We start from the raw sequence: 13,783 nt of genomic DNA, 5'->3' as shown, positions 1-13,783 counted from the left end.
TAAGAGCGCCGTGTGATGCCAAATCATGCGCGTTTACATCTTTTGCGGTGCGGACACGCCGATCACCGCCAACCCGTTGCGCAGCACCTGACGCGTGGCGGCCAGGAGCGCCAGACGGGCGCGCTTGACGGCCTCGTCGTCGACCAGCACGCGATCGGCGTTGTAGAACGCGTGGAAATCGCCCGCGAGGTCGCGCAGGTAGAACGCCACGGCGTGCGGGGCCAGTTCGCGTGCGGCGTCGGCCAGCATGTCGGGGAATGCGGCCAGGCGTTGCACCAGGGCTGTCGCCTGCGGGCTGACGTCCGGGCCCGTCACCGCAGCCAGATCGGCGTTGGTGAGCGAAGCAGGGTCAACGCCTGCGCGTTCGAACACCGAGCAGATGCGCGCGTGGGCGTATTGCACGTAGTACACGGGGTTTTCGTCGCTCTGCTTGAGCGCCAGATCGACGTCGAAGACGAATTCGGTATCGGCCTTGCGCGACAGCAGGAAGAAGCGCACGGCGTCGCGGCCACGCGTGAAGCGTGCAGGCCAGTTCGGCTCGCCGGCGTCCACGCAGGCGCGGATGGTGTCGACGCCGGCTTCGCTCTCGGCGTCACCGTTGGACCATTCGATGAGGTCGCGTACGGTCACGTACGAGCCGGCGCGCTTGGAGATCTTCACCTCGGCGCCGTCCTTCATCACCGTGACCATCTTGTGAAGGACGTAGTCCGGATAGCCCTTCGGGATGCCGATATTCAGGCCCTGCAGGCCGGCGCGCACGCGAGCGATGGTGCCGTGGTGGTCGCTGCCCTGCACGTTGATGACCTGCGTGAAGCCGCGGCCCCACTTGGTCGTGTGATACGCCACGTCGGGCACGAAGTAGGTGTAGGCGCCGTCGGACTTGCGCATGACGCGGTCCTTGTCGTCGCCATCATCGGTCGTGCGCAGCCACAGTGCACCTTCCTGCTCGTACGTCTTGCCGGCGGCAACGAGTGCGTCCACCGTCTGCTGCACCTTGCCTTCGGTGTAGAGCGACGACTCCAGGTAGTAGCGGTCGAACTTCACGCCAAAGGCCTGCAAGTCGATGTCCTGTTCGTTGCGCAGATACGTCACCGCAAAGCGGCGGATGGCTTCGAGGTTTTCCACATCGCGCTCACCCGTCACGGGTTCGCCATCGGAGGCGCGTACGGTCTTGCCTGCGAGGTAATCGGCGGCAATGTCGGCGATGTAGTCGCCGTTGTAGGCGGCTTCGGGCCAGTTGGCGTCGCCCGGTTTGAAGCCGCGCGCGCGGGCCTGCACCGAGACAGCCAGGTTCTGAATCTGCACGCCGGCGTCGTTGTAGTAGAACTCGCGGTGGACCTTGTGGCCTTGCCAGTCGAGCAGGCTCGCCAGCGCATCGCCCAGCGCGGCTTGGCGGCCGTGGCCGACGTGCAGCGGACCGGTCGGATTGGCCGAGACGAATTCCACCAGCACGGGCGCGCCGTCATGCGTATTGGCGGCGCCGTAGCGGTCGCCTTCCGCGAACACGGCGGCAATCACGTCGGCACGCGCGGCGGCCGACAGGCGCAGGTTGATGAAGCCGGGGCCGGCGATCTCAACGGCGGACACCAGGCGTTGGCCGCGGGCATCGGCGCGGATGGCGTCGGCGATCTTGCCGGCCAGCTCGCGCGGGTTGGTGCCCAGCGGCTTGGCGAGCTGCAGCGCGACGTTGCAGGCGATGTCGCCGTGCGCGGCCTGCTTGGGGCGCTCCAGGACGATCTCCGGTCGGGCTTGGCCCTCGGGCAGCAGGGAGCCGACGGCGTCGGACAACAATTGGGCGATCGTCTGTTTGTGGGAGGGCAGCATAAAGAAACCATGACGCCGGCAGTGCTGAAATGGATTGAAATCCAGTTCTGGCGCCGCCAGTTGCGTTGTTCGGGGAAAAGTACGAAATTTTATCAGGTGAGCCGCGGTCTCAGAGGTATCCGCCCCCAGTCATGGCAATCGGCGGCTCCCCCACCCAACCAAGGGAAACAAGAAATCATGATCACCTTTACTTCGCACGCTTCGCAAAAATTCTCGATGCAGAAGGATCTCGCCATGGTGTTGCTGGGCGTGATCGGCAAGACGCTGGGCGAGCGCGGTGTCATCACGCCCGAAGAAATGCCCCACGCCATCGATCGCCTCAAGCGCGCCATCAAGGATGACACGCACCAGGCACATATCAAGGTGGCCGAACTCTCGGCGCCCGAGCTGGACGAAGACGGCGAAGAAGAGCCGCCGCATCTCGGCCAGCGCGCCTATCCGCTGCTGCACATGCTGGAAGAATCGCTGGTCGAAAAGTCCAGCGTGCTCTGGGGCGTCTGAGTTTCGGGGGCAGGCCCAAAAAAAAATGCCCGGCCGCCAAACGGGGCGGTCCGGGCATCCGGCCACGGGGGCCGGGAGCGGGGGAGGGGCTGGCGCGTTGGCCGGTGTCTCGTCCTGCAGCGTTTGCGTTATTGGTCGTGGAGCATGTCGGACAGTTCGTCCGCGTGTTCTTCCTCAACGGCCAGAATCTGTTCCAGTACCCGCCGGGTGGTGGGGTCTCGATCCCCGATGTAGCGGATCATCTCCAGGTAGCTGTCGATCGCGATCCGCTCGGCCACCAGGTTCTCCTTGATCATGTCGACCAGGCCGTCGGCTTCCACGTATTCAGAATGGCTGCGCGTGGACAGGCCTTCGGGGTTGAAGTTGGGCTCGCCGCCCAGTTGCACGATGCGCGTGGCGATGCTGTCGGCGTGCGCCTGTTCCTCGTTGGCGTGCACCAGGAATTCTGCGGCGATCGGTTCTGCGTTGATGCCCTTGGCCATGAAGTGATGACGCCGGTAGCGCAGCACGCAGATCAGCTCCGTGGCCAGCGCCTCGTTCAGCAGCCGCAGCACGGTCTCCCGATCGGCTTTGTAGTCTTCGGTCACCGCGCCTTCCTCGATGTGCTTACGGGCACGTTCGCGCAAGGTTTTGATGTCGGTGAGGAAGCCGCTTTCCGAGGGGGCGGCGACGTTGGTCCGGCTCATGTGGTTGCTCCTGCGGGGTAATTGGCGGGATGGGTTTATTCGCTGGCGTCGCGTCGGCTGCTGCCGCCGGCCAGCGCCACGACCAGCCCGATCGCTGCGCCAATCGCCACGGCTACACCAACAGACTTGAAGGGCGCTGCGGTAATGGTTTCTTCCGTGCGATCGAGCGCCCAGTCCATGCGTTCGCGGGCCTGCTGCGCGCGGTCGTTGGCGGCTTGGCGCAGTTGGTCGGCACGCGCATGCAGCGTGCGGCTGGCGCGCCGGGCTTCGGTGCTGCCTTCGTCGGTCAGTGTATGGATGGCGTTTTCGAGCGATCGCAGCAGGCTCTGCACGTCTTCGACGGCGGGGCGAGCAGCGTAGCGGGCGTGGTCGACGGCGTCGCTGGCACTGTTCATGGCGCGGTGCGCGCGATCATTGACGTCGTCAATTCGGCTTCGGACGCGTTGGCTAGCAAAGAGTGACATGGTGAAGCTCCTCATCGTGGCGCCGCGGGAAGCACGCACCGGCGGCGCGGTTGGTTTGGGTGCGATTTCGGCTTTTGCGAAAGCGGGCCGCATGCCAAATGGTTTAGCAAGACACGGGCCGCGCTCCCGCGTGGGTCTTCTGCACTAATCGACGGCTTTGAAGACCGTGACGCCCAGCACCAGAAACAGCACGAACAACACCACAAAGATGAAGAACAGGACCTTGGCGATACTCGCCGCGCCTGCGGCAACGCCGGTAAAGCCCAGAACGCCGGCCACCAGGGAAATGATGGCGAAGATGAGTGCCCATTTCAGCATGTTGTCGTCTCCGGTTCGGATGGATGGAATGCAGGGCAGCGGTGAATTGCGTGAGGCCCGCGCCCTGTGGCGTACTCCCACGCACATCGCGTGCCTGACCGGGGTGCGCCCCAAGTGTCGCGCGGCGCGCCCACGCGGTATCATCCGAATTGCCAAAAAAACACAAACGCAACGCGCGCCGCGTCGGGCGGTTTGACGCGTTTCCTATGGGTCTGCATGCCATGCGGTCATCCTTGCGCTCCACTCTGCTGCTCGCCGGCGGCATTCTGCTGACGCTCGGGGTGCTGATTGCCTCGGAGACGGGCAACATCCGCCTGAGCCAGGGCTATCGGCAGGTGATTCAGTCGCAGCAGGCTGAAACCGCCATCAACGAACTGCTTGCCGAGCTGGTGAACGCCGAGGCCGGGCAGCGCGGTTTTTTGCTCACGGGCAAGGACGAATATCTCGATCCGTACAACAAGGCCATTCCGCATATCCATGCGTTGATGGCAGAAATTCGCGATCACTACGCCAACGATCCGGACGCGCTCAAGCTGTTCTCTGAGACGGCGCTCCAGGTCAGCCGCAAGCTCACCGAGATGGAACTCACGCTCATCTACGGCAAGCGCGACCTGGAAGTGGCGCTCGATCTTGTGCGCACCGATTTCGGCAAGGCATCGATGGAAGCGGTGCGGCAGGGTCTGGATCGCCTGCGTCAGCGTGAGATTGCCACCGTGGCCCGCAGCCTTGAACACGCCGAGCGCGATCTGGCGCTGTCGCGCTACGGCATTGCGCTGATCACTGCGGTCAACATCATCCTGCTGGTTGTGCTGGGCATGCAGCACGCCAAGCGCCTCGCCCTGACCGAGCGCGAGCGCGACATGGCCGAAGAGGAAAGCCAGAAACTCGACCGCATGGTGCGCGAGCGCACGCGGCAGTTGTCCGACTTGGCCGCCCACTTGCAGCGCGTGACTGAAGACGAGAAGACGCGCCTTGCGCGCGAGCTGCATGACGAGTTGGGCGCCATCCTTACCGCCACCAAGATGGATCTGCATTGGCTGCGCTCACGCATTCACGCCAGCGAGCCCGCGGTAAGCGAAAAGATCACGCGCGTGATGGCGCACGTGGATCAGGGCATCCAGATCAAGCGCCGCCTGATCGAAGACCTGCGCCCGACGATCCTGCTTAACCTGGGTTTGGTGGAGGCGCTCTCGCAATTGACGGAGGACGTCGGCACGCGCAACGGCTGGCATACGGAAGTGAGCCTGCCCGACGACATGCCCAAGCTGACTGACGATGCGGCCATCGCGTTGTACCGCATCGTGCAGGAGTCGCTGACCAACGCATCGAAATACGCGCATGCGACCACGGTGTCGGTGGCGCTCGATGTGGATGACGAGGGCGTGCGTTTGCGCGTGCGCGACAACGGCCGCGGCTTCCCGGCCGATATCGAGCGGCGCCGCATGGTCGGCCATCACGGCCTGCTGGGGATGGAGCAGCGCGCCATTGCGCTGGGCGGCACCCTCGTCATCGATTCAATGCCTGGCGGCGGAGTGACGATCATCGTCGAGCTGCCTCCCAGCGATGCCGTGTTCGACCGAGGTGCGGCCAACGAACCGTCGGGCATGCAGGCGCTGACTGGCGGTATTGCGCCCGCGCCGGGCCACGGAGGCGCGACGGTGTAAGCCGCCCGGGTGATGCCAACGCCCAAACAAAAAGCCCCATCGCGGGGCTTTCTGTTTTTGATGCCGGCGTAGCTGGCGCTGGCGTTACATCTTCTGCTTAGCGTTGTCGGCCGAGTTCTCCAGCTTCTGACCACCGGTCTGGATGTCCTTGCCGGCACCAGCCATGGTGTTGCAGCCGGCCAGGAACATACACGTGACTGCAAACGCGGCACACAAGGTCTTCATCGAACGCTCCTTGGGGTGAGAAATGGCGTTGGGCGCGCGCCACGACGGCAGACGCGGCGGGCGCGAAGAATCTCAGGGATGGAAATGCTGGGCGGCTTGCTGGCGGGGGCGGCCGACGCCAGCGCGCTCTTCGATCACCTCGAACACCTTGTCCAGCTCGAGCGATTTGTCGAAGAAATAGTTTGCGCCTGCCTCAAAGCAGCGCTGCCGGTAGGTCGGCACCTGCGCGTGGTTGGTATAGACGATGCGTACGCTGGGCGACGCTTGATCGCGCAACGTTTGAAGGACCTTGAAGCCATTGCCCTGCCGCAATTGCAGGTCGACGATCACGACGTCGTAGTGGCCCTGTCCGAGAAGGCCCAGCGCCAAGTCTTCGGTGTCTGCCCATTCGACCGTCGCCACGAAGGCGGAAGCCTTGAGGTATTCCAGCACCATGCCGCGAAGCACGGGGGAGTCCTCAATCAGGAGGACGCGCAGGCCACGGGTGGAGAGGGTGACGGCTTGATCCAGCATGGGTTGATGTTAGCCAGCGGGTTGCCGAGGTGGTATCAGGCGTTGTCCTACATGCCAGTTGGGTTTGCGGCGCGCCGAGGCGGTTTGGCGCCCAACCGGGTGCTACTCGACCAAGCCGTTTTTGATGGCGTAATACGTCAGATCGGCATTGGATTTCATGCCCATCTTTTCCAGAATCCGCGTGCGGTAGGTGCTCACCGTCTTGACGCTCAGGAACAGCTCTTCCGCGATGATCGACACCGATTGCCCACGCGCCAACTTGCAGAAGATCTGGAATTCGCGCTTGGAAAGTGTCTGGTGCAGAGGTTGGTCGGTTGGCTTTTCCAGGCCACCAATCAGCAACTCCGCCACGGTGGGGCTCACATAGCGACGACCTTGCGACACAGTGCGAATGGCCTTCACCAGCTCATCTGGCGCGCTTTCCTTGGTCAGATAGCCCGATGCGCCCGCGCGAATCAGATTGATGGCGTACTGGTCTTCCGGGAAGGTCGACAGGATTAGCACCGGCAGATCGGGATGGCGCTGGCGAGCGAGCTTGAGGGTGTCGATGCCGTTGCGATCGGGCATGGAAATGTCGAGCACCACGACGTCAAAGGCGCCGGTGCGGAGTTGCTCCATCACCTCTTCCCCGCTGGCCGCTTCCCCCGCGACTTCGATGTCCCGCTCTTCCGACAGGAACTGTCGAAGGCCGGCACGGACGATCTCGTGGTCGTCCGCAATCAGGACGCGAATCATGCTGCTCCTTATGAGCGCGCTGGGCGGGCTGCCCGGCTCCGCGCGCTGCGCTTGTTGGTTCGATACGACAGCAATTGTATCGGACTGTTGCGCCGAAACGGGGCTCCTCGTGCTGGCGCGCTCAGAGGGAGTTGTCTGCGTTTCCATAAAAGACCTCGGGAATGTGCATGAGTCGCAACATGTGGATGCCTGCCAATGAGCAATCCATGTGCCTGAGCGCGTGCGGCCAAAGAAAACGGGGCGGAAGAGTTCCGCCCCGGTGGGTAGCCACGATTGCCGGAGAAGGCCGGCAGTCTCGTCTAGCGACGTGTTACTTCGTCTGGGTGGTCGCGGCGGCGTTTGCGCCAGCGTCGGCGCTCAGACCCGCGCCGGTATCAGCCTTGGCAGCCTTGCCCGACTTCTCCGCCGACTTTTCCGTCTTGCTGACCGACTTGCCGACCTTATCGGCGGTCTTGTCGACGCCGGCTTCTGCCTTGGCCTTGTGCTCGTGCGCGGCCTTGGCGCCGTGCTCGGCCTTGGTGTTCAGTTGGCTCTTGGCGGACTCGGTGTCCAGCTTGGCGCCGCCGTCCGACTTCACATCGGCCTTCAGGCCTGCACCAGTATTGCCTTGCGCCGGAGCCACGGCAGCCGTGCCATTGGTTTGCAGCGATGCGCCGGCCGACGGGGTTTGCGCGTTGGCGTAAGCCGAAGCAGCAGCGATGGCGATGGCGGACAGGGAGATCAGCAGCTTGTTCATGGAAGAGACTCCTTTCGTTCTGAACGGCCACGCGAAGGATTCGTCGCGGCATCACTCTGTGTGTGTTGAGTGAATGGGTTCAGTCTATGGAGCTCTTCCGGTTACGACTGTTAGGGGGTGTAAGCCTTTGTAATGTAAGGATCGCCCCTCTTGAAACCCTAGCAAAGCCAATGCCGGTAAGGGTTTGTGGACGTAAGACACAGTGTGGATCACGCCATGTCTTAAACGTCTTGTCACAGAATCAGAGATTGGGCGCGAGGGCGCGCTCCACAAACGCGCGATCTTCACCGCTGCGGGCGATCATGTCGTCCACCTGATCCTGGCCGATCTTGCCCAGCGTGAAGTACGTGCTGTCCGGGTGCGATAGGTAGAAGCCGGATACCGATGCAGCGGGGGTCATCGCCAGCGCTTCGGTGAGGTTCATGCCGATCTCCTGCGCGTCCAGCACGCGGAACATGTCACGCTTGACGGTGTGTTCCGGGCAGGCCGGGTAGCCGGGCGCGGGGCGGATGCCCTTGTATTCCTCGCGGATGAGCGCATCGTTGTCGAGCGTTTCATCCGCCGCGTAACCCCACAGGTCGCGACGCACGCGGGCGTGCAAGCATTCGGCAAAGGCTTCGGCAAAGCGATCGGCCAGGGCCTTGAGCATGATCGCGCTGTAGTCGTCGTTGTCCGCTTCGAACTGCTTCTCGCGCTTTTCCACCCCGATGCCGCCCGTCACAGCAAAGAGGCCGATGTAGTCGGCAATGCCGGTGCTCTTGGGCGCGATGAAATCGGCCAGGCAGCGGTTCGGGCGCATCACGCCGTCGATGATCGGGCGCTCGCTCTGCTGGCGGATGTTGCGCCAGGTGAGCGCGACTTCCGAGCGCGATTCGTCGGTGTAGATTTCGATGTCGTCGTCGTTGACGGTGTTGGCCGGCAGCAGCGCGATCACACCGTTGGCCGTGAGCCAGCGGCCGGCGATCAGCCGCGCGAGCATGCTCTTGCCATCGGAGAACACGCGACGGGCTGACTCACCCACGATTTCGTCGTTGAGGATGTCCGGGAATTTGCCGGCCAGGTCCCACGTCTGGAAGAACGGGCCCCAGTCGATGTACTGTGCGAGTTCGTTCAGGTCGTAGTTGCGGAACACGCGGCGGCCGATGAACTTGGGCTTGGGCGGCTTGTAGTTCGACCAGTCGATCTTCGTCTTGTTGGCGCGCGCGGCGGCCAGCGACACCATCGGCTGGGCCTTCTTGTTGGCGTGCTGCGTGCGGATGCGGTCGTAATCCGCATGCAGCTCTTCGACGTAGCGCGCGGCGCCTTCGTCCGACAGCAGGCTCGAGGCCACGCTCACCGAGCGCGAGGCGTCCGGCACATAGACGACCGGGCCTTCGTAATTCGGGGCGATCTTCACGGCGGTGTGCACGCGGCTCGTCGTCGCGCCGCCGATCAGCAGCGGGATCTTCTTCACGCGGAAGTATTCGTCGCGCTGCATTTCCGATGCCACGTAGGCCATCTCTTCGAGCGACGGCGTAATCAGGCCCGACAGCCCGATGATGTCCGCGCCTTCCACCTTCGCCTTCGCCAGAATCTCGTTGCAGGGCACCATCACGCCCATGTTGACGACTTCAAAGTTGTTGCACTGGAGCACGACGGTGACGATGTTCTTGCCGATGTCGTGCACATCGCCCTTGACCGTGGCGATAACGATCTTGCCGCGTGAGCGCACGTCGCCGCCGGCCGCTGCAATCTGGCGCTTCTCTTCTTCGATGAACGGAATCAGGTGCGCCACCGCCTGCTTCATCACGCGGGCGGATTTCACCACCTGCGGCAGGAACATCTTCCCGGCGCCGAACAGGTCGCCGACGATGTTCATGCCGTCCATCAATGGGCCTTCGATGACCTGAATCGGGCGGCCGCCGGCTGCAAAAATTTTCTGGCGAACTTCTTCTGTGTCTTCGACCACGTAGTCGTTGATGCCATGCACGAGCGCGTGGGCCAGGCGCTTTTCCACCGGCTCCTGGCGCCAGGCGAGGTTCTCTTCGCGCTTGGTGCCGCCGCCCTTGTAGCGGTCGGCAATTTCCAGCAGGCGATCGGTCGCATCTGGGCGGCGGTTGAGCACCACGTCTTCCACGCGGTCGCGCAGTTCGGGGTCTAGGTTCTCGTACACACCCAACTGGCCGGCGTTGACGATGCCCATGTCCATGCCCGCCTGAATCGCGTAGTACAGGAACACGGTGTGGATCGCTTCGCGCACCACGTCATTGCCGCGGAACGAGAACGATACGTTCGACACGCCGCCGCTCACCTTCGCGTACGGCAGGTTCTGCTTGATCCAGCGCGTCGCTTCGATGAAGTCGACGGCATAGTTGTTGTGCTCTTCGATGCCGGTAGCGACCGCGAAGATGTTCGGATCGAAAATGATGTCTTCCGGGGCAAAGCCGACCTGGTTCACCAGGAAGTCGTAGCTGCGCTTGCAGATCTGGGTTTTGCGCTCGAACGTGTCTGCCTGGCCTTGTTCGTCGAAAGCCATGACCACAGCGGCCGCGCCGTAGCGCTTGATCAGCTTGGCATGGTGCGCGAACTGTTCTTCGCCTTCCTTGAGCGAGATCGAGTTGACGATCGCCTTGCCCTGCACGCACTTCAGACCGGCCTCGATCACCTCCCACTTGGACGAGTCGATCATGATCGGCACGCGTGCGATGTCGGGTTCCGAGGCGATCAGATTCAGGAAGCGAACCATCGCCGCCTTGGAGTCGAGCATCGCCTCGTCCATGTTGATGTCGATGACTTGCGCGCCGTTTTCGACCTGCTGGCGTGCCACGGCCAGCGCCTCGTCGAACTGGCTGTTCAGGATCATGCGCGCGAACGCCTTGGACCCGGTGACGTTGGTGCGCTCGCCGACGTTGACGAACAGCGTGTCCTCGCCGATGTTGAACGGTTCGAGGCCGGAGAGGCGCATGGGATGGTCGATCATGATCGTTTGATGCGAATGGGGACGGCGGTGTACGGGTGTGGGGCCTGAGCTCAAGCGGCTTCTTTGTACTGGCCCGGCCATGCGCGCGGCTTGCGGTTCGCCACGCGGTCGGCAATCGCCTTGATGTGCTCTGGCGTCGTGCCGCAGCAGCCGCCCACCAGGTTCACCAGGCCGGCCGATGCAAACTCGTCAACCAGGCTGGACGTGACATCAGGCGTTTCATCGAAGCCGGTGTCGCTCATCGGGTTGGGCAGGCCGGCATTCGGGTAGCACGAGACGGCCGTGTCGCAAATCTTCGCCAGCTCGGCAATGTACGGACGCATCAACGCGGCGCCCAGCGCGCAGTTCAGGCCAAAGGTGATCGGCTTGGCGTGGCGCAGGCTGTTCCAGAAGGCCTCCACGGTTTGGCCCGAGAGAATGCGGCCGGAGGCGTCGGTAACGGTGCCGGAGATCATCACGGGCACGCACTCGCCGGTGTCTTCGAACAGCTGATCGATGGCGAACAACGCCGCCTTGGCGTTGAGCGTGTCAAAAATCGTCTCGACGAGGAACACGTCCGCACCGCCTTCGAGCAGCGCCTTGCCCTGTTCGTAGTACGCGTCGCGCAGCAGGTCGAAGCTGACGTTGCGGGCGCCCGGGTCGTTCACGTCGGGCGAAATGCTGGCGGTCTTGGGCGTCGGTCCGAAGGCACCGGCCACGAAGCGGGGTTTGTCCGGCGTGCTGTATTTGTCGCAGGCCTCGCGTGCAAGGCGCGCGGCCACGACGTTCATCTCGTAAGCCAGCTCCGCCATCTTGTAGTCTTCCTGCGCGATGGTCGTCGCACCGAAGGTATTGGTTTCGATCAGGTCGGCGCCGGCCGCCAGGTACTGCTCGTGGATTTCACGGATGACGTCGGGGCGCGTGAGCACCAGCAGCTCGTTGTTGCCCTTCACGTCGATCGGGTGGTCGGCAAAGCGCTCGCCGCGGTATTGCGCCTCTGTCAGCTTGTAGCGCTGGATCATGGTGCCCATCGCGCCGTCCAGGATCAGGATGCGCTCGCGCAGCAGCGCGGGCAGGTTGGCGGCACGGGTGTAGGGCAGGGGCGCGGTCATGGGGAGGGACTCCGAGGTGCTGCGGCCGGTCAAATATTCAGAATTTGCGGCCAAAGGTGAATTTTACCAGTCGCATCAATGACTTGCCGCTGTTGTGGGCAATTGCGCTCCTATAATCCACATCACGCCATTTGTCCGCCCTGACGCCCGCCATGCAATTGCTCGATCCTACAGACGCCCACGCCTTCCTGGAGCGTACGCCCGCCGCGCTTTTTGTCGACTGCCGCAGTGAAATGGAACACCTGTTCGTGGGCCATCCGGCCGGCGCCCATCATGTCTCGTGGAACGACGGCCCGCATTGGGAGGTGAACCCCGAGTTTGTGCCGACCGTGCGCAAACTGACCGGCCATGGCATCGAGCGCCCTATTGTGCTGATCTGCCGGAGCGGCAATCGCTCGGCGGCTGCGGCGCACGCGCTGGAAGAGGCGGGTTTCCGTGACATCTACGTCGTGCGCCATGGCTTTGAGGGAGACCTGGACAGCACGCGCCATCGCAACACGCTCAATGGCTGGCGTCATGCCGGCCTGCCGTGGGAGCAATGCTAGAAGCATGCTATCGACGCGATAGTCGATCGAAAAAACGCCCGGCAGCGCCATGCTCCGGGCGTTTTTTGTTGATCCGTCGGCGGGCTGCTTTGCCCGCGCGGTACGTTAGTGCATCGTCACCGGCTGCGTCATCACCGTGTCAAATTTGCCGAGAAAGTCGTCGACTTCTTCAACGGTGGGCTCGCTGGCGATCAGCTTTTTCACATCCTCGCGGAAATGCTCGGCCAGCTCGCCGCCGAGAAAGATCTCGCGTTTGAGGTTCTTGTCCACGATTTCGTAGCCGCCCGCTGCCAGCATGGCGTGTTGGCCGTCTACACCGAACTCAACAACACAGTAGTTGTCGCTGTTGTAGATCATCTGCATGGTGCACCTCCGAGGCGTCAATCGTCTTGCTGTTGTGGGGACTGCTCTACTGCTGCACCGGGTAGATGGGGCCCACCAACACGACTTCAAGGGCCGATCAACTCCCGTCACCTGACCGTTCTGCCCATCTGCTCCTTGGGCTTCATGATCGGTCACAAAGTTCGCGAACGCGAGGCGAAATGTGTGACGTGCGTTGTGATCGCGTAACAAGACCTTTCCGCTCCTGCATCGAAAGAAGCAACTGGCCTTCCGCCATTTGGCGGGTAGACGGCGGGCCGTGTGCGGGGCGCTTGCAACTATCGACAAGGCAAGCAGGCCTTATGGCGTGTCACATTGGCTTCCGCATCCCGCGTGCCCGAAGAACTCATCCAGATCGGCGAGAAAGGCCTCCTCCTGTTCGATAGGGGCCAGGTGTGCTGCGTCGGGAATCACTTTCAAACGGGCGTCGGGGATGTGCGAGGCGATCGCCTGCGCTACTTCCACCGGCGCACCGGTGTCTTGTTCACCTGTCATGACGAGCGTTGGGCAAGCGATGCGCGCAAGCGAACTGCGTGTGTCGAGCGCCTTGATGGCCAGGCATGCACCGACATAGCCGTGCGGTGGCGTGGCGCGCAGCAGCTCGCGAATGCGTTCCACCACGTCGGGATGGGCTTCACGAAACGGCGTGGTGAGCCAGCGCTGTATCGTGGGTTCGACAATGCCGCTCATGCCGTGCGCTTCGACTTGGCCGATGCGTTCATCCCACATGGCGTGCGCTGACACCGGCGTGTAGCACACCGTGTCGCACAGCGTGAGCGAGAGCAGCCGATGCGCGTGCCGTACCCCCAGAATTTGCCCCACCATGCCGCCCATCGACAGACCAACGAAATGCGCCTGTTCAATCGACAGCGCATCAAGCAGGCCGGCCGCATCATCCGCCAATTGGAACAACGTGTAGGCGCCGTGCGGCGCGCTGGTCTTGCCATGGCCGCGTGCGTCATAGCGCAGCACGCGGTGGCGGCTGGCCAAGCGTTGGGCGATGCTGTCCCACAACTGATGGTCCACGCCCAGCGCGTGCGCAAGCAAGACCCATGAGCCATCAGCGCCGTCGGTGCGGTAGTGGATATCGATGCCGTTGGCGCACACCGTGCCGGAGTTGGAGAGGGCGTTGGCGTCCATG

Annotated in this window: 15 protein-coding genes; 3 read left to right on the top strand and 12 right to left on the bottom strand. The window is 63.1% G+C overall.

Features of this window, described 5'->3' with window-relative positions; genetic code table 11:
* Window positions 1–33: 33 nt before the first annotated feature.
* Entirely contained in the window at window positions 34–1,824 is a 1,791-nt protein-coding gene (gene argS / locus ACEN9T_RS23615; RefSeq protein WP_413707203.1) for an arginine--tRNA ligase, read from the bottom strand.
* Between the two features lie 177 nt (window positions 1,825–2,001).
* Here argS and ACEN9T_RS23610 point away from each other — a divergent pair, with 177 nt between their 5' ends.
* Complete coding sequence (locus tag ACEN9T_RS23610; protein ID WP_024976829.1) at window positions 2,002–2,325, top strand: DUF1840 domain-containing protein; 324 nt, start codon at window positions 2,002–2,004, stop codon at window positions 2,323–2,325.
* A gap of 128 nt (window positions 2,326–2,453) precedes the next feature.
* Here the strand turns inward: ACEN9T_RS23610 and ACEN9T_RS23605 are convergent, their stop codons facing one another.
* The 3 genes from ACEN9T_RS23605 to ACEN9T_RS23595 form a co-directional block, all read right to left on the bottom strand.
* Window positions 2,454–3,011: a ferritin-like domain-containing protein gene (locus tag ACEN9T_RS23605; protein WP_260804037.1), complete on the bottom strand. Its 558-nt coding sequence runs from the start codon at window positions 3,009–3,011 to the stop codon at window positions 2,454–2,456.
* Between the two features lie 35 nt (window positions 3,012–3,046).
* Window positions 3,047–3,475: a DUF883 family protein gene (locus ACEN9T_RS23600; RefSeq protein ID WP_092973609.1), complete on the bottom strand. Its 429-nt coding sequence runs from the start codon at window positions 3,473–3,475 to the stop codon at window positions 3,047–3,049.
* 144 nt (window positions 3,476–3,619) lie between these two features.
* The gene (locus tag ACEN9T_RS23595; protein WP_092973607.1) at window positions 3,620–3,793 is read right to left on the bottom strand and encodes a DUF1328 domain-containing protein; all 174 of its coding nucleotides are present in this window, start codon (window positions 3,791–3,793) and stop codon (window positions 3,620–3,622) included.
* Between the two features lie 221 nt (window positions 3,794–4,014).
* Here ACEN9T_RS23595 and ACEN9T_RS23590 point away from each other — a divergent pair, with 221 nt between their 5' ends.
* On the top strand, window positions 4,015–5,457 hold the full coding sequence (locus ACEN9T_RS23590) for a CHASE3 domain-containing protein (protein ID WP_252691917.1): 1,443 nt from the start codon (window positions 4,015–4,017) through the stop codon (window positions 5,455–5,457).
* Between the two features lie 84 nt (window positions 5,458–5,541).
* Here the strand turns inward: ACEN9T_RS23590 and ACEN9T_RS23585 are convergent, their stop codons facing one another.
* The 6 genes from ACEN9T_RS23585 to ACEN9T_RS23560 form a co-directional block, all read right to left on the bottom strand.
* Window positions 5,542–5,682, bottom strand: coding sequence for an entericidin A/B family lipoprotein (locus tag ACEN9T_RS23585; protein WP_092973605.1), 141 nt, complete (start codon window positions 5,680–5,682; stop codon window positions 5,542–5,544).
* A gap of 72 nt (window positions 5,683–5,754) precedes the next feature.
* Entirely contained in the window at window positions 5,755–6,195 is a 441-nt protein-coding gene (locus ACEN9T_RS23580) for a response regulator (protein WP_092973603.1), read from the bottom strand.
* Window positions 6,196–6,297: 102 nt separating this feature from the next.
* Window positions 6,298–6,930, bottom strand: a complete 633-nt coding sequence (locus ACEN9T_RS23575; RefSeq protein ID WP_009277190.1) for a response regulator transcription factor — start codon at window positions 6,928–6,930, stop codon at window positions 6,298–6,300.
* Between the two features lie 310 nt (window positions 6,931–7,240).
* Entirely contained in the window at window positions 7,241–7,666 is a 426-nt protein-coding gene (locus ACEN9T_RS23570) for a hypothetical protein (RefSeq protein ID WP_413707202.1), read from the bottom strand.
* A 241-nt stretch (window positions 7,667–7,907) separates the two neighbouring features.
* Entirely contained in the window at window positions 7,908–10,625 is a 2,718-nt protein-coding gene (gene metH / locus ACEN9T_RS23565; RefSeq protein ID WP_413707201.1) for a methionine synthase, read from the bottom strand.
* Between the two features lie 50 nt (window positions 10,626–10,675).
* Entirely contained in the window at window positions 10,676–11,716 is a 1,041-nt protein-coding gene (locus tag ACEN9T_RS23560) for a homocysteine S-methyltransferase family protein (RefSeq protein ID WP_413707200.1), read from the bottom strand.
* Window positions 11,717–11,868: 152 nt separating this feature from the next.
* Here ACEN9T_RS23560 and ACEN9T_RS23555 point away from each other — a divergent pair, with 152 nt between their 5' ends.
* Window positions 11,869–12,261 (top strand): rhodanese-like domain-containing protein, encoded by a 393-nt coding sequence (locus ACEN9T_RS23555; RefSeq protein ID WP_092973787.1) that lies wholly within the window; start codon window positions 11,869–11,871, stop codon window positions 12,259–12,261.
* Between the two features lie 105 nt (window positions 12,262–12,366).
* Here ACEN9T_RS23555 and ACEN9T_RS23550 read toward each other — a convergent pair whose 3' ends face one another.
* Entirely contained in the window at window positions 12,367–12,624 is a 258-nt protein-coding gene (locus tag ACEN9T_RS23550) for a DUF3567 domain-containing protein (RefSeq protein ID WP_012760982.1), read from the bottom strand.
* 318 nt (window positions 12,625–12,942) lie between these two features.
* On the bottom strand, window positions 12,943–13,782 hold the full coding sequence (gene pcaD, locus ACEN9T_RS23545; RefSeq protein ID WP_413707199.1) for a 3-oxoadipate enol-lactonase: 840 nt from the start codon (window positions 13,780–13,782) through the stop codon (window positions 12,943–12,945).
* Window position 13,783: the final 1 nt, after the last annotated feature.

It is taken from the genome of Ralstonia sp. Ralssp110, from assembly GCF_047325135.1.
GTDB classification, from domain to species: Bacteria; Pseudomonadota; Gammaproteobacteria; order Burkholderiales; family Burkholderiaceae; genus Ralstonia; species Ralstonia mojiangensis.
This window is presented reverse-complemented; position numbering and strand designations above follow the sequence as displayed.

Excerpts from the sequence above, each read along its gene's own strand:
- argS (WP_413707203.1), bottom strand. The coding sequence starts at position 1,824 with ATGCTGCCCTCCCACAAACAGACGATCGCCCAATTGTTGTCCGACGCC.
- ACEN9T_RS23610 (WP_024976829.1), top strand. The coding sequence starts at position 2,002 with ATGATCACCTTTACTTCGCACGCTTCGCAAAAATTCTCGATGCAGAAG.
- ACEN9T_RS23605 (WP_260804037.1), bottom strand. The coding sequence starts at position 3,011 with ATGAGCCGGACCAACGTCGCCGCCCCCTCGGAAAGCGGCTTCCTCACC.
- ACEN9T_RS23600 (WP_092973609.1), bottom strand. The coding sequence starts at position 3,475 with ATGTCACTCTTTGCTAGCCAACGCGTCCGAAGCCGAATTGACGACGTC.
- ACEN9T_RS23595 (WP_092973607.1), bottom strand. The coding sequence starts at position 3,793 with ATGCTGAAATGGGCACTCATCTTCGCCATCATTTCCCTGGTGGCCGGC.
- ACEN9T_RS23590 (WP_252691917.1), top strand. The coding sequence starts at position 4,015 with ATGCGGTCATCCTTGCGCTCCACTCTGCTGCTCGCCGGCGGCATTCTG.
- ACEN9T_RS23585 (WP_092973605.1), bottom strand. The coding sequence starts at position 5,682 with ATGAAGACCTTGTGTGCCGCGTTTGCAGTCACGTGTATGTTCCTGGCC.
- ACEN9T_RS23580 (WP_092973603.1), bottom strand. The coding sequence starts at position 6,195 with ATGCTGGATCAAGCCGTCACCCTCTCCACCCGTGGCCTGCGCGTCCTC.
- ACEN9T_RS23575 (WP_009277190.1), bottom strand. The coding sequence starts at position 6,930 with ATGATTCGCGTCCTGATTGCGGACGACCACGAGATCGTCCGTGCCGGC.
- ACEN9T_RS23570 (WP_413707202.1), bottom strand. The coding sequence starts at position 7,666 with ATGAACAAGCTGCTGATCTCCCTGTCCGCCATCGCCATCGCTGCTGCT.
- metH (WP_413707201.1), bottom strand. The coding sequence starts at position 10,625 with ATGATCGACCATCCCATGCGCCTCTCCGGCCTCGAACCGTTCAACATC.
- ACEN9T_RS23560 (WP_413707200.1), bottom strand. The coding sequence starts at position 11,716 with ATGACCGCGCCCCTGCCCTACACCCGTGCCGCCAACCTGCCCGCGCTG.
- ACEN9T_RS23555 (WP_092973787.1), top strand. The coding sequence starts at position 11,869 with ATGCAATTGCTCGATCCTACAGACGCCCACGCCTTCCTGGAGCGTACG.
- ACEN9T_RS23550 (WP_012760982.1), bottom strand. The coding sequence starts at position 12,624 with ATGCAGATGATCTACAACAGCGACAACTACTGTGTTGTTGAGTTCGGT.
- pcaD (WP_413707199.1), bottom strand. The coding sequence starts at position 13,782 with ATGGACGCCAACGCCCTCTCCAACTCCGGCACGGTGTGCGCCAACGGC.